The sequence below is a fragment of the Phyllobacterium sp. SB3 genome (assembly GCF_040009165.1).
GTDB lineage: Bacteria > Pseudomonadota > Alphaproteobacteria > Rhizobiales > Rhizobiaceae > Phyllobacterium.
Genome location: NZ_JBDYKI010000001.1, coordinates 1291473 through 1313481, shown reverse-complemented (window position 1 = coordinate 1313481; position 22009 = coordinate 1291473). Strand labels below are relative to the sequence as shown.

Here is a 22009-nt window from a genome sequence, read left to right as displayed (position 1 = left end):
TCGGCTCCACTGCCGGCATGAGCCTTAACCCCGGAAAATTCCAGCTCCGGGTGGCCTAAAGACGGGGAGCACGTCAAAACCAGAACAGAGCTAACTTATAAATGCGGACACAAAGGGGAGCAGGTCATAATGGTTACACCCACACTCGGTGACCAGCCAGAACCACTTAACGCATTACGAGTAATACCGTATTCGTCGAAAAATTGTTTTTCATAGTGCGGAAAATTTTTATAGGAGACTCTGTCCGCAGTGTCATAGGTTGTATAACGCAAGCTACCATGGATATCTAACCATGATCGCGCTTTCCAGTTGAGTTGCGCGAAAGCACTGCCCTCCTCGCGACGCCCATCTGGCGGCTTGTACCAGTAATCACTGCCCAGCGGCTTGGTGTCTTCCCAAGCATACGAACCACCATAATTGATGGAGACATCGCCTAAACGTGTATAGAACCGCGATACGTTTGCAATTTCCATTCCGGCCATGAATGTATCGCTCGGCACGATCGAATAAGTATCAATCGCCTGTAGCTGCGCAGGAAACCAGCCAATCGTTGTTGCCGAACGGGTCTTTTGATCTAACCACGTCCCCCAGACATTGAAGCGAAAATCAATTAAATCATTATCTTGCGGATTATATGCATACTTGGCGATAGCGCGATGAGAAGTAACGGTATTCGGCTGTTGCTGTCCTACATTCGTCCAGTCAAAACGGCTAATCTGAGATGGCATTACCTCACCAAATTCGCTATCGAAATGAATGTAGGATACTTCGACAGCATGACCACCCTCGAATTCAGCCTTACCTTTGATATATGCAGAAATCACCTCACGCTGAGTGTTGACCACCTCACTACCTCGCGCCACAGGAGATATACGCTGCTCCGTAAAATTACCGCTGGTAGTTTCCTCTGAAATCGAGTTGGGACCATGCTTACCGACAAAAAAATTGCCTTGAGAACGGCGCGCAAATCCAGCAATAATCTCGGCGTCACCAAACCGCTTAGCAGCAACAATGCTGCCATGCCCACTTGCAATATCAAAGATCCCCGGCGCGCCAATTCGCTTGTCGAACGTCCCGATAGATGGCGCTTTTATGCTGTTGCTGGCTCCACCACCGCGTACACGAATGCCCCAATCCTTACCGTCCTTAATAATATCGTCGGCATCCAGTGTACGCATGCTGATGACGCCGCCAATGCTCCCGGAACCATTCGCACCTGAAGTCGGCCCTTTGGTAATATCAATCCCTCCGAGCAAATCCGGATCAACATAGGATCGGTTAGACGCACCTAAATATCCTCGATAAATTGGAGTACTTTGTAAAGTTCCATCCACCCGTATGGGTGTGCGATTCATGCCTTGAATACCGCGTATGTTGACTTCGATTGAAGGGGAGTTGCGACCATCCGCTGCGGCAACGCCCGGTGTATTACGGAAAATATCGCTTGTTGATGTGCCTCCTGTCTTGTCGAGATCCTCACGCGATATATGGTTGACCGAAGCCGATGTTCCATAAGGCGTATCTGAATCAAACGATTCACCCGGCGCTTTACGACGGCCAATAGTAATAGGGTTAAGGACAATGGAACCGTCATCACGCGCAGAGACAGCAGATGATCGTGCAGGACCGGAGAATGTGACACGATTGGGTGCTGTGAAGTGATAACTAAGACCTGTACCCGCCAGAAGGCGCTCAAGGGCTTTCTCAGTTTTAAGATTTCCCTTAACCCCTGCAGTTCTTATATTACGCGTAGACGAACTGTCGTATAATAATTGCACACCTGTGGCTGCACCGAAACGCGCTAAAGCCGTATCTAATGCTCCTGCCTCGATATTATAATTAATCATTTGCTGTGCTAATGCATTTTCGGGCAACAGCACATTATTTGTGCAAACGATTGATGAACACAATAGCGCAAGCCGCCATCGGCGCAGACATTTATTTTTCCCTGCGACACTTGCATAATACATAAAGAAACTCATCCCTGCTCCTATAAATAACTGCTACAGCAACATGCAGCATCAATTCACAAGACGATCAGAAAACGAGAACCCGAAAATTTTTTTAGTATTAGTATATTTTTTTAAATCAAATGCCTTCTAGTCCGACTCGAACAGGTTGGATCATGAGAGACTTCAGAGTAGCAACACAATCCCTCCGCCTAGATTCACCGGATGCAGTTGTAGCGTTTCTTCAAGTTGCGATATGATTTCGTGTGGCTGGTCAAGGTGGAAAATACCAGAGACATGGCGAGTGCGGAGCTCATTGCGGGCAATCAAAATTTTCCCGCGCCGGTTACGGTTGAGATCAGCAACTACATTTTCCAGAGACTGATCCTGGAAAATGAGTAAACGGTCACGCCATGCCGCAGCAGTATCCAGATCGATTGCAGATTTCGGCTTCAAACCATTTGCCGTATAGTTGACACCCTCTCCGGCGGTGAGTTGTACGGAGCTACTGCAATCAACGTGAAGGCTCCCCTTCAGACAATCAACCGAGACATCATCGACGCCTTTACGTATGGCAAAACTTGCCTCTGTCATGGCAACGCTTCCATTACTGGCCAATAGTTCAAAAGGCCGGCGCACGTCTTTAGCGATATCAAATACCGCTGCGCCAGAAACAAGCCGTGCTTGCCGGATTTCATCGGAGTATGAAAGAGAAAGTATCGTGCCACCATCGAGGACTGCAGTAGAGCCATCCGGTAGCTTTACGCTGCGTTGTTCCCCCACGGCAGTAGCGTAATCGGAAAACATTGCCCCGAGAGACGCTATGTAGCCGAGATCAGAAAGCACAATTCCACAACCGGCAAGACTCGCTGCTATAGAGCCGCCAACGATAAATCCACGCCGTGACAAATTTGCAGGTACATTCTCTGGTTCGACAGATAATGCCGGGCCAAGGTTTTTCCAAAGGCTCGCTGTTTCGTAGAAAGCCTGTTCGTGTTCTGCACTCAATGCACGCCACTCAGCCAACCTGTCCGCATCTTCAGTGGTCGCATCCCCCGAGGTAATCCGAATGATAAAGCCTATCGCTTGCTGCTTAAGCGCTTCGGAAGTCTCCACACTTCGCTCCCGTTTTGAATCCTCATCGCAAAGCGTATTCATGGCTTCATATCCATTAACGATCAGAAAATGACAACCCGCAATATTGGGGCAGAAATATCGTCACAGATGAGCGATACAATAATCAAGCGCTTTACGTATTTCGAGTTCGACCGTACGAACCGAAACCCCGAATTCTTGAGCAATCTCTGCGTAGGGACGGCGCTCTAGCCGTGCAGCAATAAGAATTCTACGGCGACGCTCCGGGAATGTCTTAATTATTGCCATCAAACTGCGAATTTGATCTCGATCAATCAGCTGCTGCTCAGGTCCAGGCAGTTCATCTCGCACAAGCAGAATGTGAGCAATGTCACAGCTGGTTAAAAGACGCTTGCGTTTACGGTCATGGTCAATCGCCAAAGAGCGCGCAATGCTTTTCAAATAAGGGATAGGAGAAACAATAGCCGCTGCTTTATTACGTGCCAGCTTGATCCATGCTTCTTGCATAAGATCTTCTGAATCTTCCCGCGATCCTGTCATGCGGGTTAGATAGCGTTTTATCTCCGGGGTAGTTTGAATGAAAGCGGACACAAACGCGTCGTCACTCTCTGCCATAGCTCTACTCCAAACCAACCCCTGATCTAAAGCTCATAGCCATAAAATACACAGCTAACAATAGTTGATTATAATAATCATATTTATATCGGGTTCTCAGCTTGAATTTCAACCTAGGAGCGTACCTAAGTTTTTGTTCTACCAATATATTCTGCTAAAATTGTAGGCGAAGTCGGCTTCCATCTCGCTAGCCTATATTACCAGACGCAGAAAGGCTGCGAACAAACCCCAAAGGCTGCGGCGAATTTGCCGCCGCAGCTTCGAGCATCCGGCCTGTTATTGAGATTTGCCGATCAAGGGCATTTCTGCAAGTGCGTTGCGGAGCGCCATCGCGTCCCAAGGCATATGCTCCGTGATACCCAGACCAACTACGTCGACCTCTTTCGCGACATCGGCAAGCAACCCAACTACTTGCGCAAGCGTCATACGACCGGCTTGAATGTCGTCTTCCGTTGGAGCGGGTGCGCCGGGCTTCGAAAAGGTCAGCGAACGAAACAGGTTGGCGTCGAGGACGTCGAGATCAAAATGCACCGCCACGTGCTTGGCACCAGTCGCGCGCAACCAGGCAAGAACCGGCTCGCTATTGCTGGCCAACTCTTCGGGTCCTATCCTCTGGATTTGCATACGCTCGGCCAATTCATCCTCAAAATCCTGCAATTCGGACAATTTATCCGGAAGCTTGCGCCAGCCCGCAATCAGCGCATTGCCAGGCTTGATAGGTGTTTTCACCGCCGTGAGAAATTCCGGATCGCCCTGCCCCATCAGGCTGCCGAGCACATGCGCGTGAGAATTAGGGAAGACCTTGTTCGAAAACAGGTCGCTATGCGCATCAATCCAAAGCACAGCAAGGTCTCCGCCATATCGCTCGTTCAAATAGGCGAAAGGTGCCAGATCAACGCCGCAGTCTCCGCCCAGCACGACAATCCGGTCCGGCTGATGACGATCAATGCGGCGGCGGGCGTCTTGGAACTGGCTCACGACAATTTCCCGTGCCAGAATTCCATCAGAGACCTGCAAAGGCTCGCCGTCCGGCTCTGCGACTGTGACTTCTTCGACGGGGCCGTCTGCTTCAGGCGCGAGCCAAGCCAGCAGTCTTGCGCCAAACATATATGACGGATCGCCACCGCCCTGCCATTGCGGGAAGAGCAGGCGAAGCGTTTTTTCGCGTTCCATAAGTTTTAACTCCTTGCCATTTTTCGATATATGACATGTAGAGATCATATCTGTCGCGTGCCATGGCCTATTGGGGAATAATAGGATACATAGACGGCAAGATTTTTCGCATCTATGGAGGTCTGATTGGCAGGTGCAAACCTCAATGATATTGCCGTGTTCATGGCTGTGGCGGATACGGGGAGCTTCGCTGCCGGCGCAAGAGCCACAGGCCTTACCCGGTCCGCCGCCGGCAAAGCCGTGTCGCGCCTCGAAGATCGGCTGGGGGTGCGCCTGCTCAATAGAACGACCCGAGCGCTCAGCCTCACCGATGAGGGCCGGTCTTTTCACGCTCATGGCCAGCGGATCGTTGATGCGGTTGATCAGGCGGAAGCGAGCGTGGTCAGCCCGACCGGCGTTCCGCGCGGTGTACTGCGCCTATCCGCGCCGCACGCTTTTGGTCAGCGTGTCATTATGCCTTTCATAGAAGAGTTTCTTGCCAAATGGCCCGGTGTGCAAATCGAAGCGAGTTTTTCTGACCGGCTAGTCGATGTCGTCGAGGAGGGTTTTGATCTCGTCATCCGCTTCGGCGGCTCGGCAGTCGATAGCCGGTTAGTATCGCGTGTCTTGGCGCGTGACCGATATCTAATTGTTGCGTCGGCCGATTATGTTGCCCGGCACGGCAAGCCGAACAGTCTGGATGAGTTGGAAGGCCATCTGTGCCTCTCCTTCAGCAGCCGGGGAAACAGGCAGCGATGGCGTTTTGCAGATTCGGGAGGGCATTGGTTTACCGCACAAGTCCGAACCCGTTTGCGATTGGACAGCGGAGAAGCCTTGCATAACGCGGTCGCACGTGGCCTCGGCATAGCCTTGCTGCCGAGCTTTCTCGTCGCACAAGATGTTCAGTCGGGTCGTTTAGTACATATTTTGCCAGAGATAATGACAGAGACTGTTGAGATCAGCGTGATTTATCCGGACCGACGGCTCCTGGACGCAAGGGTACGGCAGTTTATCGACCTTTTGGCATCCGGTCTTCAGTTCTGAAGATACTATTGGCTACTTTGTCAGCTTGGTCATCTGGGTGGTAACGATTGTGGTGAACAATCCGGGATCACCGAAAGCTCTTGCAGAGAGCATTGCCCCGTGAACTGAGGCCATCAGCATTTGGGCCTCGTCCTCGGGCCGCTTGCTCAACCTGAACAAGCCCTGCTCTACTCCAGCACGCAGCACTGATGTAAGCCAAGCCGCAAGGCTTTGGAAATGAACGCGAACGCCGGATGCGACCTCTTCCGGCAACATCTGCATCTCACCAGCGAGCATCGCGCAGACGCAGAAAGGATGCGAAGAATCCTGAATGCATGTCTGCCAGTAGTTCAGGTACGATTGCAGTTGCTCGGCGGGACTTACAACCTGTTCCGTGAGAGATTGCAAACCTGCTTCAGCCTGCCGCCTGTATCGGTCCACCAGCACCGAAACCAGTTCGGCCTTCGTTGGAAAGTGATGGTGGATACTCGCCTTCCTGATGCCGATCGCAACGGAAATATCAGCATAGCTAAACCCGTTATACCCCCCCGAAACAATGAGCGATTGCGCGATGTCGAGGATCTTTTCTGAAGTCGAAGCCATTGATTTCATAGCGCCACCTACCTTCTGGTAGGCAAACTGTCAAGATCGACCTCGTTTCCCCATCTCACAAAGTGGTGTTGGAGTAACGGGTTGACTTTCGACAATTACCTTCCTACTAGTAGGTAGATATCAATGAGGAAATCTACAATGCCAAAACTATCTCCCACCCAACCCGGTTGGCTACGATCCTATTACTTCACACGCGCCATATTCTCAGTTGCCTGGGTCGCGGCCGCCATACTCTTCAGTACGCAATCCCATCTCGTCATATTGCTGCTCGTTATTTATCCGGCATGGGACGCGCTCGCCAATCTGGTTGACGCGCGGGTGAATGGCGGGCTGAAAGCCAATCCATCGCAGGCATTTAATGTCGCGGTCAGCGCGATAATGACAATCGCTGTGATCGTGACAGTCAGCACCAGCATGTTTGCTGTTCTGGCAGCGTTTGGCGTTTGGGCAATTTTTTCCGGCGTACTGCAGCTCTACACAGGCGTGAGGCGCTGGCGTCACTACGGCGCGCAATGGCCAATGATCCTGAGTGGCGCGCAATCAGCCCTTGCCGGAGCCTTCATGATCAGCAGGTCCATCGGCACGGTTGTTCCAACAATTCTGGACATCGCTCCATATGCTGCCTTTGGCGCTTTCTACTTCCTGCTTTCCGCAATCTGGCTCGTCGTCGCGGCCTCTCGCAAAGCGGCCGCCTAGATGCTGCCTGTTCCGGAAGCGAGCCCCCCGCTTCCGGATAGCTCGGTATCGGATTACACCAACCCGCAAGCCTGACGGATGGCGATTTGAACGGGCGATGGGGGCAAAGCCGGATCAAACTCCCCTTTCGGAAACAGTGGCGGCTGCGCTATGAAACGCGGCTCTTTGCCCATATGTGCTTGTGCCGCATGAACAAGGAAGGGGTGGCACAAATAGACAGTGCCTGCCACTCCAGTTGCCAGTTCGACATCGCAATCTTCCGTTGAGGTATAGCCATCGGCGGAAAGCTGCCTGAGTGTCGCACCACCATCACCATAGGGCAGCAGCTCCCGCGCGATGGTTGTGTGCGAACCTTTCCTTATCCGCGTCGGCGCGTCTTCCAGCCCAACGTCCGATAAGAGAAACAGCATAAGCAGGGCCCTTCCCCTACTCTTCACATTGGCACGCCATTCCATAAAATCCGGGCTATCCCCGAAACTCACATCTACATGCCACCCGTCGTCACCCGGTGGTTGAGATGAGGGAAAGCGTATTGGAAAGGTGCCAAGCCCCTTGGGCGCTAGCCAGCGATCCACACCTGCGAGTTGATTGTAGGCTTCACATAAACGCGGTGTATTGGCGGCTTTAACGAAGGGAGGCGACGACTTGGACGTCACTCGAATGACGGGGTGCGTCCAGTCTTCAGGCCTATCGGGGGATAGACCAGTATCCGCCCACAACTCATCCCTGCATGTCTTTGCAACATCGGTTTCGAAGGCATGGTCGACTTTGACGAAACCATCACTAATGAAGTTCCGGACCTGACGCGCAGTCAGGCCAATATACTTGTTGTTTGGCATAATACATTCTCCGTTCGGTCCTCTGCATCAGCGGGACCGTTTTGATCTGATTGGCTATGTTGCGCCGCAAGGGCCGTTCAAATCAGCGGGAAGAATGTGGACATGAACATCATGCTTGAAAGCTTTACCCGAACGACGGCAGAATAATGGCAAATGGCTTCGTTCCTTGACATCTTTCGGTGGGAATCAATCAAAGTGCGAGACACGGGATTGCTAGCGATGGAAATCGTTTCACAGGAAGATCATCGGCTACTGGCGATCTGGGCTGGTGACTGTGCGGAACATGTGCTTACGCACTTTGAAAGCCGTTCCCCTTGCGATGACCGACCGAGGAGGGCCATTGAGGCATGCCGAGCGTGGGTGCGCGGAGAATTGCCAATGGCGCAGGCTCGAAAAGCGGCTTTCGCTTCGCATGAAGCTGCCCGCGACGCGAGGGAGCCCGAAGCTGTGGCCGCCGCGCGCTCAGCGGGCCACGCTGCAGCCACGGCACACGTGGCAACTCACGCGCCTCATGCCGCAGCATATGCTCTAAAAGCCGTGGCTCGCGAAAGCGGGGCGGAAGTCGAACGAGCATGGCAATATGATTGTCTGCCCGAACACTTGCGGGCAATAATCTTCGCTACGTAATACCGTGATGAGATGCGTCAGACCCAAACGCCCTGACGCAAACCGGTTTTGCCTGCCTTTAAATCAAAGGAAGGCCCCAGTTGACAACACGGTCAGCTATTATCTTCGGTCGGCGCGTCCGGGCCATTCTTCTTGATTGAATCAATGGCGTTCTGCGCGCTGGCCTTGGTCGAATAGCCCTCGGTCGAGAACATTACTTCGCTATTGTATTTGAAGCGAACACGAAACTCGCCAGCTTTGTCTTTATAGATTTCAAACTTATGGGCCAAGATAGAGCTTCCTTGTTGCAAGCATGAATCACACGCGTTCAAGGTGCCATTTGCTTGCACCAATGACAAGAGTTGCAATGACGGCAGGTTCTGCCGGTCGAATTGACCAACCCGCTAATTTGAGAGAACAGAAAACCCTCCATGACTACAGCGAGTGGCGCCCGTTTCTGGAACCGGATTTTACGGAAATATCCAGCCGGTAAAATCACCGATCAGGCCGGATGATAACCGTCCCTATATCATCGCTCGCAAACGATGATTACATCAGGAGAGTATGAGATCGAATGAAGATTGGCTGGGGAACCTGGACAGTAATCCAACTTTTTTCAAGGCATTGTTTTCGCTTATTTTATTGTAATCATTGACTAATTTTTGTCAAAGTTGTAACACCAGACTGTAACACCGGGATGCTACACGAGGGCAAAAATGGCACGCATAAGTTATCTTCTTCGACGCGGCGCGAGCTACTACGCTCGCATCAAAGTTCCGACCGATCTCGCGGATTTGATCGGCAAAAAGGAACTTGTGAAGGCACTCGGCACCAAGGAAGAGAATGTTGCCAAGCGGCTTATGTGGCCGGTCGTGGAAGACTGGAACCGGCAATTTGAAGATATCCGTTCCCGCCGCGAGATAACTGCCGACGACAAGGCCGTTGCAGTCTGGCAGCATTACGAAGCCACCCTTCAGCGCGACGATACCGCTCGGCGCAACACGCCGACACAAGCCGAAATTGACGAGGCTACCCGCGCCATGTTTGCCCGCGCCGAACGCGGTGAGATTTCCAGCACCGACCCCTTGGCGATCCTTGACGCCACGCTTGACGTTCAGGCCAAGCAGCGCGCCCGCGAAGTGGATGCTATGTCGCGCCGGGCAAAGCTAACCGACATGCAGAAGCATCTTGCGACCGGCAACACCGCCCTTATCGCTCATGAGGTTGACGACTATGTTGACAAGGGCCGCTTGCTTGTAGACCGGGACCACCCGGATTGGACAGACACGGCTCAACGTATGATGCGGGCCGAAATCGAAGGGCTGAAGCGCACCTTTGAGCGCGACGAAGGCGACTTCACCCGCACACCTACAGACCCTATCGTTAAGCCCGTAACTGGCAAAGTCCGAGAAGCCGCAGCACCGGGCGAAACCATCATGGAGCTTTTCGAGAAATACGCCCGCGAGAACCCGAAACAGATCAAGCCCGATACGATGGCGCAAGCACGTCGCGACGTAGGGCTTTTCGTTGAATATGTCGGTGGCACCTTCCCGGTGCATCGGATCGACAAGAAAGCTGTCCGCGAGTGGAAGGGTTTATTGCTTCAGTATCCGGTTAAGGCGACCGAAACTAAGGCTTTCGAGGGTATGAAGATCGTGCAGATCGTGAAGCACAATGAAACAGTAGGAAAGCCCGTAATCAGTCATACAACCATCAATCGCTATCTGTCCGGCTTCAGCGCTTTTTGCACTTGGTTATCTAATCACGGCTATCTAACTCAAAATCCCGCGTCCGATATGTTCCTGAAGAAGTCAAAGGACAAGACGACAAAGCCCTTCACGGTTGACCAGATGAACAGCTTGTTCAAGTCGCCGTTCTTCACTGGTTGCCAGAGTGACGAAGCGCCCCGTTTTTGGAGCAAGCCGGGAAATGTGCAAATCCGCGACCATCGGTTTTGGGTTCCCCTTATAATGCTGTATTCCGGCGCACGCCCGGCAGAGATTGCGCAGCTTTCAATTGATGACGTTCGCGAGGATCGCGGCCATTGGATCATGCACATTACGACCGATGGCGAAGGTGACAAGAGCGTGAAGACCAATGGCTCTATCCGGGTGGTTCCTGTTCATGCCGAACTGGTTAGGCTTGGCTTCATTGAATATCACGCCAGCATGAAGAAGGCGGGCGAACCCCGGCTGTTCCCGCTTGCCGAACGCAATGAACGCGGTCAAATGATGGCTGACTTCAGCCGCGACTTCCCGCGCTACTTAACCAAGATTGGCTTGAAGAACGGTCGCGGCCTATCCCTCTACAGTTTTCGACATGGTGTCGCAGACGCCCTTCGCCGGGCCGGGCATATGGACGAACAATTCGGTTTCATTCTTGGTCACACGTCCGGCACCACGACGCAGCGCTATGGCACCTTGCCGCAGGGTATGCTTGAAGCGCGTGTCGAGTTGATTGCCTCAATTGCCTATCCGGACCTAAAAATCGATCACTTAGTATGAAATAATTCCTACAAAATAGGAAAATAATCACTTTAGGGATTCACAAGCGATTCGCAGTATGAGAGAATCCGTCTCAAGTTAAACGAGAGACGGATTGAATGCCTTTTGCTTCCATTGTTGAAACGGTCAAGAAGTCTATTGGCCTTGGCAACGAACAAAAGGCGATTTCCCTTAATGATCCAGCTATCAGTGAAATCTTCGGCGTAAACCCTACTGCGTCCGGCGTTGCCGTTACTGGCTATTCTGCGATGCATGTTCCGGCTGTTCTTCAGGCCGTGCGGCTTATCTCCGAAACGATTGGCTCTTTACCTTGCAAGCTCTATCGGGAAACCGACGACAGCAAGGAATCGTCGAAAGATCACAACGGCAATAAGATCGCCCATAGCCGGGCGAATGACTGGACCAGTGCCGGGCAGCTTCGCATTGACCTCACCGTTGACGCCCTGCTTCATGGTGCAGGCTATGCGCAAGTCGTCCGCGCTTCCGATGACCGCCCCCTTGAGCTTCATCGGCTGGACCCTTCCAAGGTGCAGCGCAAGTTCGAAGATGACGGCGAACCCTTCTATCTCGTATCAATCGAACGCGGACAGGCACGGCTTTCCTATCACGACGTTCTCTATATCCCCGCCTTCGCTGGCGTTTCCCCGGTCAAGCTTGGCCGCGAAGCTATCGGCATTGCGATGCTACTTGAGCGGCACACCGCGCAATTGTTTGGCAGCGGCGCACGTCCGGCAGCAATGATCTATAACGACGCTAACAAGCTCGGCGGGGAAGACAACGGCGCAAAGACTATCGGCAATATCTTCCGGTCATGGCGCACTGCGTTTAGCGGCGGGAAGCAGACTACCCCGCTCATTCTGGACGGCGGATGGAAGTATCAGCAGATCGCGCTAACCAGCACCGATGCACAGTTCATCGAAAATCGCCTTGAACAGATCAATGAAATCGCCCGCATCTTCGGCGTCCCCCCCTCAATGTTGTATCAGCTTGAACGCGCTACTTGGTCAAACGCCGAACAGATGGCCGCAAGCTTCCTTCAGCTTTGCCTTCGCCCTTGGCTGGACAAGTGGCAGGACGCCTACGCGACCGTGCTTTTGACCGACGAAGAGCACGACACCCACTATTTCGAATTTGTCATTGATGACCTTCAGCGTGCCGATGCGGCAGGCCGGGCCGAAATCTTTGGCAAGCTTGTCGCCATGCGCGCCATGACCCCGAACGAAGTCCGCGCCGCAATGAACCTTCCGGCAATGCCGGGCGGCGACGAACTTGCAAACCCCTACACCACCACGAACACGACGCCCGAACCTTCCAAGGTTCAGGCGAAGGAAGCAGCCGAATAATGCAGCACACCGCCTATTTTGGTGACGGAGATAAAAACTTCGTCCTCACGACCGAGATGATTCTTGAATTGGAGCGGAAGACCGACGCGAGCATTGCCGCGCTTTATGCCCGGTTCATGCACTCGGATTTCCATTTCACCGACATGATTGAGATTGTCCGCACCGGCCTTATCGGTGGCGGAACGTCACCTGAAGAAGCGCAGACGCTTGTCGATACCTACGCCAAGCCGCGCCCGATCATGGAAATCTTTCCCCTCGCCTTCGACATCTTGGACGCCCGCTGGAGCGGTAAGCCCGAATGATCGAAGCTGAAAACCTCGAAATCAAGGCCGAAGTCTCGATTGACGATACCGGCACCGTGACCGGCATCGCATGGCCTTTTGGTTCGGCGGATAGCGTCGGCGACCTTATTGAGCCGTCCGCATTCCGGTTTGCATCCAAGGTTCCGATGATCTTGGAGCACGAGCAGCGGGAAGTTGTCGGTATCTGGGAAAACATGGAAGTCACTGACAAGGGCCTTGAAGTAAAGGGCAGCTTGTTTGTGGAAGGTGCGGCACCGGCCCGCACCGCACGCCAGCGTATCCGCGCTGGCATCATGTCCGGCTTGTCCATTGGCTACCAGCTTCACGGTTCCAAGGCACGCCCGGAAGGTGGCCGCATTCTTACCGACCTCACCATCACCGAAATTTCGCTCTGCCGTCGCCCGGTTCATCCGTCCGCGCGCGTGACCGAAGTCAAATCCATCATCGAAGGAAATCAAATGGAAAACGAAGAAATTCAAACTGCACCGGCAGTCGAGCAGAAGTCCGATCCGGTTGTTACCCCTGAAGAAATGAAGGCTTTCAAGGCCCGCATGGATAAGCTGGAAGCGAAAGCCAATCGCCCGCTTGCGGCGAACAACAATCACCCGGCAGCGGTCAATGATAACGAAGTTAAGGCGCTGTCCGAAGACCTGAAGCGCACCATTCTGGAACGGAAGGCGCTCACCATTGCGCCGCCCGGCACTGGTGGCAATCTGGTCAACGATACCCTGCTTGCTCAGATTTTGGAGAAGCTCGGCAAGAGCAACCCTATTCGCCAGCTTGCAAACTCGATCCAGCTTGACGGTGGCCTGCTTCGCATCCCTCGCCTTGTAGATCGGGTTACGCCGGGCAGCGTTACGGAAACCGGCACCAAGCCGGAAAGCGAACCGACCTTCGAACAGATCAGCATTGAACCGCAGATGATGGGTGCTCAGGTGCTTGTTTCGCGTTCGCAGCTTGAAGACAGTGCCGTCAATCTCGTGTCGTGGATTTCCGGCCATATCGCCGACCGCTTCGCAGAACTTGAGTCTACTTGGTTCGTAAACGGTAACGGCACCACGCAGGCCGAAGGCGTTCTTACGTCCGGCGAAGTGCAGGAACTGACTTCCGGCGCTTCCGCCCTCGACGTAGACGACCTGCTTGACGTTCTCTATTCGGTCAAGGCCAGCTACCAGAACGCCGGTGCATGGGTAATGAACCGCAAGACGGCGCGCTTCATTCGCGGCTTGAAGGATAGCGACGGCAACCTGATTTGGGAACGCAGCATTCAGTCCGGCGAACCGGCTCGCTTGTTTGATCGCCCGATCTACATGGCCGATGACATGCCGGACCCCGTTGCCGGTAATACGCCGATCATCTTCGGCGACTTCCATCGTGGCTATCTCATTACGGACCGCATCGCTTTCGATCCTTCCGTTGACTACGCCAAGTTCTCGGAAAATGACCTTGTGCAGTTCGTTGGCCGTCGCCGCGTTGGTGGCAAGGTCGTCATGGGCGAAGCCCTGACTAAGCTGAAGCTCAAGGCCGCTTAATGACTTCGCGGCTCGCAAATGATGAATTGACGCTTTTGCACGGTGAAAACAACACCGTGCGCTTGCGCCCGTCATTGCGGGCCGCTTCCAAGCTCGAACGCTTGCATGACGGCTTTTTCAACCTTGAGCGCCGTATCCTCGAATTTCACTTCGGCACCGTCCGCGAAATCATCATGATCGCCGCGACCGACCGGCAGGAAGCAACCGCTTTCCTTGCCTATCTGGACACCGTGCCGCTGAAGCATATTCCTGATGTAGTGATTCCGCCTATCCTTGCCCTTTGCAAGCTGTTTCTTCCCGCCCCGGAAAAGAGCAGCAAGCCCGTTGCCAATCCCGGCAAGCCGGTTTCGTGGCCGGACTACTACGCCGACCTTTATGAGAAGGCGACCGGCTGGCTTGGCTGGACGCCGGACACCGCATGGAACGCTACCCCTACCGAAATCGACCGCGCCTATTCCGGCCTTATCGCCAAGCTGAAGGCTATTCACGGCAGTAGCGAAGATGAGAAGCAGCCCGCCAAGACCGCACCCGACGCCGATCTTGCCGACCGCATGAAGGCTGATGGCCTTGATCCACAGTTTGACCGTGAAGGCTTGCGCGCCCTCAAGATGAAGATCGCGAGCGCCGCATAATGCCTAAGCCCCCTCATTTGTGCACTTGCGGCAAGACCGTCCCGCACGGCGTTCTTTGTGAATGCCAGAAGCAGGCAACCCGCGCACGCAATGCCCGCCATGATGCACGACGCCCCTCAGCACGCGCACGCGGCTATAATCATGAATGGCGTAAGGCCCGCGCCGAATACCTTATCATGCACACGCATTGTGCCATGCCCGGTTGTGGCAAGCCTGCTTCCGTTGTGGATCACATTATCCCGCACCGTGGCGACAAGAGCTTGTTTTGGCACCGCACCAATTGGCAGCCCCTTTGTGCACCTTGCCACAACAGCGTGAAGCAGCGGCAGGAGCGTGCACAATGACGCCTGCAACGATGCTCACCTATGACCGTATCGAACAGCCGATTGTTGAATGGGCGCTTGATTACGGTATCACCCCGGAAATCATAATTGGACGCCTCGAACGCGGCATGTCCATTGCCGACGCCATCACCACGCCCATGAAGGTCGGCCATCGCGGCCAGCGTCTTCCTATTTACAGCCGCAAACAGATGGCGCGGGAAAAGAAGCGGAAGACTGCTTCCCGTTTACGTTACCGGCAGAAGCACACCGTCAATGGTCATTGTTTGACCTTACACGAATGGGCGAATGAGTTGGGTATCACCTACAACGCATTATGCGTGCGCATGAACAAGCACGGTAGTCTCGCTGCCGCCGTTTCATTCAAGCGTGGCCGTAACCCGATGAGCCGCGCCGAACTTGCGCGTGAAGGTGGCGTTGAGCCTCGCACCGTTGAAAGCCGCTTGCGCCGTGGTTGGCCGCTTGAACTCGCCATGGCCGAACCGCCCTTCTCTCGCATGGGTAGGCACGCGCATGGCAGGCCGGGGGTATCTTCCAACTTTGCCCCTTCAAAGGGAACCGGCGGGGGGAGCGCTTTACAAGACAGTCCCGAAATAACTTTTTCTGAAAAGGTTGAAAACGCATGAGCAGCGTCACGCTTTCGCTTGCGAAATTACACATGAATATCGACGGCACGACCGATGATGAGCTTATTGAATTGTATGTCGACGCCGCTGAAGTCTGGCTTGGCAACTACATCGGAAAGCCGATTGTGGATTTCGATCCAATTCCGGCAGACCTAAAGCTTGCCGTTCTGAAGCTGGTTTCCTTCTATTATGAGCAGCGGGAAGCCGTTGCATTCGGTATTTCCATGCAGCTTGCGCCCTATGGAGTGACCAGTGTTGCCGATTCCTACCGTGAAAAGTGGTTCGGCGATGGCGAATAAGAACGATAACGGGCTTGCCTCGACTCTCGCGGCTATTGATCGTATCCGGCTTGCGCCAAGGAAGGGTATTAATTCGGCCTTGCTAAAGTCCGGCCATGAGCTTGCGCAGCATCAGAAGGCCCTTGCCGAAACTTCGCGTGATACCGGCGCACTGATCGACAGCATTGCCGTGACCCCGCCCGGTCATACCACGCCCGCATATTCGCAGCCGGGCGGTTCCCGCATTGCCGGTGAAACCGAAGTGATTGTGACTGTCGGTAACACCGATGTTCGTTACCCGCACCTTGTTGAATACGGGACCAACGATACCGACGCCCAGCCTTTCTTTTGGCCCGCGTTCCGGTTGCTTCGCCCGCGCCTTCAGAACCGAATTAATCGCGCTGCCAAGAAGGCGATTAAAGACGCATGGAATAACCAATGATTGAACCTACCCTTGCCCTTCAGACCGCTATTCGCGCCGCGCTTACCAGTGATCCAGCAGTCAGCGCCCTTGTCCCGGCGAACCATATCCGCGCCGGTGGCTCGCGCCCGGATAAGACGCCGTGCATTATAATGAGTGACGGCAACACCGCTTTGCAGGGTTATGACTATACCGCACAGCGTGTCGCGTGGGTTTATCTCGACCTTCATATCTGGACGCTTAACGCTGGCGAGGATGCAGCCAAGGAAATCGCCTTTGCCGCGACTATGGCACTCGATAAGACTATCGAGATTGACGGCGGATACTGTGACCATTTCCGCGTTACCCGCGCTGTTTATCCGCGTGACCCGGACCCGGCTTATGGTCATGGCGTGCTTTCCGTCGAAGCCCTTATCCGGTGGATTATCTAATGCGCGCCGGGAAGCTTGATCGCAGCATTTCCATTGAACGGTTGATGGAAATCGTAAAGCCGTCCGGCAGTGTCGTCACCGCCTGGACGAATATTGCCACGATCCGCGCCGAAGTAATTCAGCAGTCGGCAACCGAATTCTTGACCGGATTTGGCGAGGCAGAGAACGGCACTATCGTTTTCCGCGTGCGCTATCTTCCCGGCATCACCACCGCCGACCGCGTTCTCTACAATGGTGCAGCCCATGATCTGAAGGAAATCAAGGAAATTGGCAGGCGGCGCGCCCTTGAACTTAGGGCGGTAGCAACGTCATGACCCATCTTCGCGGCATTAAGCCCGCACTTACGCCCGACCGCGCACCGCTCACGAAGGCACCGACCGCACCTAAGTGGATGACGGAGGAAGCACGCGCCGAATGGAAGCGTATCATGCCGCGCTTGATTGAAGATCGTCTTATTACCAAGGCGGATTTAACCGGCGTCGAAAACTATTGCGTTGCCGTTGGCCGCGTCCGGGAAATCGAAGCGCTGTTCCGCGTGTCTGGTTTGGATAAGGTTCTCTTCGGAATGCAGAACCGGGCAATGCAAACCGCCCGGCAGCTTGCCGCAGAATACGGATTGTCACCGGTATCGCGCGCCCGCGTCGGCAGCGCCGCGAATGACGATGACGACAGCGACAATCCGCTGAAGGTGCATTGATGGCGAAAAGCACCTATCCGGAATGGATTTTTGACGGCAGCCCGATTGACGATCCGTTCGGCTATGGCGAGCGGGCTGTGAAGTTTCTCCGGTTGTTGAAGCATCCGAACAGCACCGCGCTCGGTCGATACTTTCAGCTTTATGATTGGCAGGAACGAATTGTCCGGCGCATCTATGGACCCCGGCACCCGGACGAACGGCGGATTGTTGAAACCGTGTTTTGGATGATCCCGCGTGGCAACCGTAAGACCAGCCTCGCCGCAGCCCTCGCCCTGCTTCACACCATCGGCCCGGAACATGTTCCTGCCGGACAGGTGATCTTTGCCGCGTCCGACCGCGAGCAAGCCGGTCTCGGCTTCAAGGAAGCCGCAAACATCGTCCGCATGGACAAGCGACTTGTAGCGGCGACCCGCATCTATGACGCGCATAACAGCGCCAAGAAGATCGCGTTCAAGGCTGAAGGCGTTGAGCTTCAGGCTATTTCCAGCGATGGAGCAGCACAGCACGGCAAGACGCCCGCCTTTGTGCTGGTTGATGAAATCCATGTGTGGAAGGGCCGCGACCTTTGGGAAGCGCTGAAGTCCGGCATGGTGAAGACCAGCGGCACGCTTATGGTGATTGCCACGACTGCCGGACGTGGTTCGGAAAATCTCGGCTTCACTGAATACGACTATGCCCGCAAGGTCGCGCTCGGCGAAATCGACAATCCGGCATATCTGCCGATCATCTTTGAAGCCGCACCCGGCGAGGATTGGCAGGACGAAGCTGTATGGCATCGCGTCAATCCCGGCCTTGCTCATGGCTTTCCGAATTTGAACGCTTTGCGCACGGCAGCAAAGGAAGCAGCCGACCGCCCTGCCGAATGTTTTGCCTTTCAACAGTTCAATCTGAACATCTGGCAGGCGCATTCCCGCGACCCGCTATTTGATATGGCGACCTATGACGCCGGGCTTGATCCTAACTTTGATCTTGCCGACCTCGCTTGCCTGCCCTGTTTCATCGGCGTTGATATGTCGAAGAATGGCGACTTGACTGCCGTTGTCGGCGCATGGCGTCACCCGGATGGCAGGATTTCCGTGCATCCTTGGCTGTTTGTTCCCGGCGATGACCTGAAGGCCCGTTCTGATCGTGACCGCGTTCCCTATGAGCAATGGCGCGACGAAGGTTTGATTACGGTCATTGACGGTCCGGTCATCGAACCGGAAGCCGTTGAAAAGCACATTCGCGAAATTTGTGCCGACAATGACAATGTGCAGGAAGTAGCTTTCGACCCTTACCTTGCCCGGCAGACCATGCAGCGGCTTTATGATGACGGCATTCCGACCGTGGAAATGCGACAGGCCCCGCTCACCATGGGACCGGCAATCGGCGACCTTGAGCGCACCGTGAATGGTCGCATGATCCGCCACAACGGACACCCGGTTCTTCGGCATCACTTCGATAGCGTTGTGGCTTCCCGCAACGTTACCGGACTTGTGAGGATGCACAAGGCCACGAAGACCGACCGCATTGACGGCGCGGTTGCCGCAGTAATGGCCGTATCTCGCGCCGTGGCGAACGATAACCGGCGCTCAATTCTCGAAATGGATACCGACGAACACGCCGACTTTATGGGCCGCCTTTGGTCCGAAACGGCAGCAGCATAAGGATTTATGAAATGATGGATGAACAGCGTCTTATCGTGAGCCTTGAGGCTCGCATGAACAAGTATGATCGGGATATGGCCCGCGCCTATAAAAGCACGAATGACAATTTCAAGAAGATGGAAGGCCGCGCCCGGCAGTCCGCACAGAATATGGAAAAGTCAGTCGGCAAGGCTTCTGCCTCTATCGCCGAAAAGATGGAAAGCATGTTTGCGCCCTTTCTCAAGGGCGGCGCAATTGTCGCTGGCGTCGGCGGTGCTGCAATCGCCTTGAGGGAAATCGCGAACTCAGTTGCCGAAGTAGACCGTGAAGCCCGCAAGGCTAGCGTATCGGCGGAGGTTTGGCAGCAGTGGAGCTATGTTGCCACGGCCACCGGCATGAGCATTGACGGTGTGACCGACGCCCTCAAGGAGTTAAACATTCGCGGTAGTGACTTCGCGAGAACTGGCAAGGGTTCCGCCGCAGACGCATTCGAACGGCTTGGCTATTCCGCGACCGATGTTGCAGAGAAGTTGAAAGACCCGAACCGGTTCCTTGATGAGATTATCGGCAAGCTTCAGGAATTGAGCAACGCTGATCGCGCTAGTGCGCTTGATGAGCTTTTCGGCGGAACCGGCGCGGAACAGCTTGCCAAGGTTCTCGGCATGTCCGTCACCGAAATTCAGAAGCTGCGCAGTGAGGCCGCGACCTTCAGCGACGAACAGATTGAATCTGCCAAGCGGATCGATAAGGAATTTTCGACCATGTGGCGCAACTTCATGGTTTATGCCAAGCAGGCCGCTATCGAAGGTGTTAGCGTTGCTTCAAAGGTCATTGATGTCATCAATAATCCCGGTGATCCGGGCGGCAGGCGCAAGCAGGCAGTGATTGACCGCCACAACTCGCCTGAAGAGCAGTTAAAGCGCCTTTCAGAAAGCCGTCGCCAGATTGTTGAGGCCATCGCGAACATTGAAGCTTCCGGCGAACAGGGCCGCAAGCTGGCCTTGCCACAGCTTCAGCGTGACCTTGAAGCCCTCGACAGGCAGATTCTTGAAGTGACGGGTGGCAGCGATGAATTCAAGCAGTCGCTTAAGGAATTGTCGTCGGCATCGCTCAGCCTGTCCGGCAATTTGAATTCGAACACGACCGCAGCGGCGAATTTTAAGTCTGCACTTACTGATCTGAAGAATCTCGTGCCGGACCTGAAGGCAGAACTTGATACCCTTGCCACGATTGACGGCATTGACGCGGCCTACAAGCGCGCCGTTGGCAATGCCCGCACCATGTCCGAAATCATGAACGTGACCGACATTGCCAACCGTGGCAAGACCATCGCCCGGTTCGGCAAGCACGACAATATTCTCGATTTGATTGCCAGCGTTGAAAGCGGCGGGGATTACAATTCCACGCTCGATAATGGGCGCTGGACGGGCGGCGCTCAGAACTTGACCGGCATGACGCTTAATCAGGTCCGCGCCCTTCAGCGGCAGATGCTTGCCGACCCGGCGAACCGCGCCCTTTACGGAAACGGCAAGGGTTCGTCGGCACTTGGCCGCTATCAGATCACCGGCGCAACCTTGGAAGGGCTGATTAAGGAACTCGGCCTTTCCGGCGACCGGCTCTATGATGAGAAGACGCAGGACGAACTTGCCCGCGCCCTGCTTCGGCGTCGTGGCAATGATCCGGCAGCACTTCGCAATGAATGGGAAGGCTTGCGCCGTGTCGACGATGGCACGATCCGCGATACCTATTTGAAGACGCCGACCGGAGCGCAGCCGCTTGCACCGACCGACAGTCAGAAGCAGCAGACCGAACTTATCAAGCAGCAGGACGCAGCCCGCAAGAGCTTGAACCAGTCGGTTCAGGAAGGTTTGGACCTTGCCCGCTTTGAACAGTCGATTTCCGGCATGTCAGCGCAGCAGCAGCGGATTGAGCTTGCCGTCTATCAGGCGCAGCAGGAAGCCAAGCGTGCGGGCATCACGCTTTCCGATCAGGAACTTTCGAAGATTCGCGAAAAGATCACCCTCACGCAGCAGCTTGACGGCGAGAACCAGAAGGTGGCGACCTCGACGGAAGGCTTGAAGAATGCGCAGCAGTATTTTGCAGAAAGCTTCACGTCTTCCCTTTCCGGCCTTTTGACCGGCACGCAGACCTTGAACGGTGCATTGCAGGGTCTTTTGAATAACCTGATTGACGCAACGCTTCAGGCCGCATTGCTCGGCAAGGGACCGCTTGCCGGACTGTTTGGCGGCACTGGCACCGGATTGCTCGGCGCAATCTTCGGCTTTTCTGAAGGCGGCTATACCGGCGACGGCGGGAAGTATCAGCCCGCTGGCGTCGTGCATAAGGGCGAATATGTTTTGAGCAAGAGGGCAACCAGCCGCATCGGCGTCGGAAACCTTGAAGCCCTTCACCGGGGAGCGCTCGGCGGATTTGCTGAAGGTGGCTTTGTCGGCAACGCGCCTTCGATCCGCAAGCCGGACCTGAAGCCCGCGAACAGCAATGCCGCAGCCACGCCCATCAACATCAATACGAATGTCACCGTGAACGCAAACGGCGGGGAACCGGCACAGAACGCCGACCTTGCCGCCCGCGTCGGCAAGCAGTTGGAACAGCAGATGAAGGGCCTTGTAGCAGGCGAGATTCGAAAAAATTCACGTCCCGGTAATTTCCTTAACTCTCGGAGCCGCTAA

At 54.6% G+C, this 22009-nt stretch carries 24 protein-coding genes; 17 read left to right on the top strand and 7 right to left on the bottom strand.

Annotation, left to right across the window (positions count from 1 at the left end):
* Positions 1-95 precede the first annotated feature (95 nt).
* The 4 genes from ABKW30_RS06455 to ABKW30_RS06440 form a co-directional block, all read right to left on the bottom strand.
* Complete coding sequence (locus ABKW30_RS06455; protein WP_348597539.1) at positions 96-1982, bottom strand: TonB-dependent receptor plug domain-containing protein; 1887 nt, start codon at positions 1980-1982, stop codon at positions 96-98.
* Between the two features lie 153 nt (positions 1983-2135).
* Positions 2136-3107: a FecR family protein gene (locus ABKW30_RS06450; protein WP_348597537.1), complete on the bottom strand. Its 972-nt coding sequence runs from the start codon at positions 3105-3107 to the stop codon at positions 2136-2138.
* Between the two features lie 60 nt (positions 3108-3167).
* Positions 3168-3659, bottom strand: a complete 492-nt coding sequence (locus tag ABKW30_RS06445; protein WP_348597535.1) for a sigma-70 family RNA polymerase sigma factor — start codon at positions 3657-3659, stop codon at positions 3168-3170.
* A 276-nt stretch (positions 3660-3935) separates the two neighbouring features.
* Entirely contained in the window at positions 3936-4832 is an 897-nt protein-coding gene (locus ABKW30_RS06440; RefSeq protein WP_348597533.1) for an arginase family protein, read from the bottom strand.
* A 126-nt stretch (positions 4833-4958) separates the two neighbouring features.
* Here ABKW30_RS06440 and ABKW30_RS06435 point away from each other — a divergent pair, with 126 nt between their 5' ends.
* Positions 4959-5855, top strand: coding sequence for a LysR family transcriptional regulator (locus tag ABKW30_RS06435; RefSeq protein WP_348597532.1), 897 nt, complete (start codon positions 4959-4961; stop codon positions 5853-5855).
* Positions 5856-5867: 12 nt separating this feature from the next.
* Here the strand turns inward: ABKW30_RS06435 and ABKW30_RS06430 are convergent, their stop codons facing one another.
* Complete coding sequence (locus ABKW30_RS06430) at positions 5868-6446, bottom strand: TetR/AcrR family transcriptional regulator (protein ID WP_348597530.1); 579 nt, start codon at positions 6444-6446, stop codon at positions 5868-5870.
* Positions 6447-6584: 138 nt separating this feature from the next.
* Between ABKW30_RS06430 and ABKW30_RS06425 the strand changes: the two genes are divergently transcribed.
* Positions 6585-7142 carry a DUF308 domain-containing protein gene (locus ABKW30_RS06425; RefSeq protein ID WP_348597529.1) on the top strand — a complete coding sequence of 186 codons (558 nt, stop codon included), beginning with the start codon at positions 6585-6587 and terminating at the stop codon, positions 7140-7142.
* 53 nt (positions 7143-7195) lie between these two features.
* Here ABKW30_RS06425 and ABKW30_RS06420 read toward each other — a convergent pair whose 3' ends face one another.
* Positions 7196-7981: a phytanoyl-CoA dioxygenase family protein gene (locus ABKW30_RS06420; protein ID WP_348597528.1), complete on the bottom strand. Its 786-nt coding sequence runs from the start codon at positions 7979-7981 to the stop codon at positions 7196-7198.
* Between the two features lie 219 nt (positions 7982-8200).
* On the opposite strand from ABKW30_RS06420, the gene ABKW30_RS06415 reads away from it, so the two are divergent.
* Positions 8201-8608, top strand: coding sequence for a putative immunity protein (locus ABKW30_RS06415; RefSeq protein WP_348597526.1), 408 nt, complete (start codon positions 8201-8203; stop codon positions 8606-8608).
* Between the two features lie 92 nt (positions 8609-8700).
* On the opposite strand, the gene ABKW30_RS06410 is transcribed toward ABKW30_RS06415, so the two are convergent.
* A complete protein-coding gene (locus ABKW30_RS06410; RefSeq protein WP_008122608.1) occupies positions 8701-8877 on the bottom strand; it encodes a YegP family protein in 177 nt (58 codons plus the stop codon).
* Positions 8878-9303: 426 nt separating this feature from the next.
* On the opposite strand from ABKW30_RS06410, the gene ABKW30_RS06405 reads away from it, so the two are divergent.
* The 14 genes from ABKW30_RS06405 to ABKW30_RS06340 all read left to right on the top strand — a co-directional run bounded on the left by ABKW30_RS06405 (position 9304) and on the right by ABKW30_RS06340 (position 22009).
* Entirely contained in the window at positions 9304-11091 is a 1788-nt protein-coding gene (locus ABKW30_RS06405) for a site-specific integrase (RefSeq protein WP_348597524.1), read from the top strand.
* A gap of 98 nt (positions 11092-11189) precedes the next feature.
* Positions 11190-12434: a phage portal protein gene (locus ABKW30_RS06400; protein ID WP_348597523.1), complete on the top strand. Its 1245-nt coding sequence runs from the start codon at positions 11190-11192 to the stop codon at positions 12432-12434.
* Positions 12434-12736: a gene transfer agent family protein gene (locus tag ABKW30_RS06395; protein ID WP_348597521.1), complete on the top strand. Its 303-nt coding sequence runs from the start codon at positions 12434-12436 to the stop codon at positions 12734-12736. The genes ABKW30_RS06400 and ABKW30_RS06395 overlap by 1 nt, the downstream gene beginning before the upstream one ends.
* On the top strand, positions 12733-14268 hold the full coding sequence (locus ABKW30_RS06390; RefSeq protein WP_348597519.1) for a phage major capsid protein: 1536 nt from the start codon (positions 12733-12735) through the stop codon (positions 14266-14268). Before ABKW30_RS06395 ends, ABKW30_RS06390 begins: the two co-directional genes overlap by 4 nt.
* Complete coding sequence (locus tag ABKW30_RS06385) at positions 14268-14900, top strand: hypothetical protein (protein WP_348597517.1); 633 nt, start codon at positions 14268-14270, stop codon at positions 14898-14900. Before ABKW30_RS06390 ends, ABKW30_RS06385 begins: the two co-directional genes overlap by 1 nt.
* Positions 14900-15244 carry an HNH endonuclease signature motif containing protein gene (locus ABKW30_RS06380; protein WP_348597515.1) on the top strand — a complete coding sequence of 115 codons (345 nt, stop codon included), beginning with the start codon at positions 14900-14902 and terminating at the stop codon, positions 15242-15244. Before ABKW30_RS06385 ends, ABKW30_RS06380 begins: the two co-directional genes overlap by 1 nt.
* On the top strand, positions 15241-15867 hold the full coding sequence (locus ABKW30_RS06375; protein ID WP_348597513.1) for a hypothetical protein: 627 nt from the start codon (positions 15241-15243) through the stop codon (positions 15865-15867). The genes ABKW30_RS06380 and ABKW30_RS06375 overlap by 4 nt, the downstream gene beginning before the upstream one ends.
* Positions 15864-16166, top strand: a complete 303-nt coding sequence (locus ABKW30_RS06370) for a head-tail connector protein (protein ID WP_348597511.1) — start codon at positions 15864-15866, stop codon at positions 16164-16166. The genes ABKW30_RS06375 and ABKW30_RS06370 overlap by 4 nt, the downstream gene beginning before the upstream one ends.
* Entirely contained in the window at positions 16156-16587 is a 432-nt protein-coding gene (locus ABKW30_RS06365; protein ID WP_348597509.1) for an HK97-gp10 family putative phage morphogenesis protein, read from the top strand. The genes ABKW30_RS06370 and ABKW30_RS06365 overlap by 11 nt, the downstream gene beginning before the upstream one ends.
* Entirely contained in the window at positions 16584-16997 is a 414-nt protein-coding gene (locus ABKW30_RS06360; RefSeq protein WP_348597508.1) for a DUF3168 domain-containing protein, read from the top strand. Before ABKW30_RS06365 ends, ABKW30_RS06360 begins: the two co-directional genes overlap by 4 nt.
* Complete coding sequence (locus ABKW30_RS06355; protein WP_348597506.1) at positions 16997-17311, top strand: phage head closure protein; 315 nt, start codon at positions 16997-16999, stop codon at positions 17309-17311. The genes ABKW30_RS06360 and ABKW30_RS06355 overlap by 1 nt, the downstream gene beginning before the upstream one ends.
* Entirely contained in the window at positions 17308-17694 is a 387-nt protein-coding gene (locus tag ABKW30_RS06350; RefSeq protein ID WP_348597505.1) for a phage terminase small subunit P27 family, read from the top strand. Before ABKW30_RS06355 ends, ABKW30_RS06350 begins: the two co-directional genes overlap by 4 nt.
* Positions 17694-19340 (top strand): terminase TerL endonuclease subunit, encoded by a 1647-nt coding sequence (locus ABKW30_RS06345; protein WP_348597503.1) that lies wholly within the window; start codon positions 17694-17696, stop codon positions 19338-19340. Before ABKW30_RS06350 ends, ABKW30_RS06345 begins: the two co-directional genes overlap by 1 nt.
* 11 nt (positions 19341-19351) lie before the next feature.
* Positions 19352-22009, top strand: a complete 2658-nt coding sequence (locus ABKW30_RS06340) for a phage tail tape measure protein (protein ID WP_348597501.1) — start codon at positions 19352-19354, stop codon at positions 22007-22009.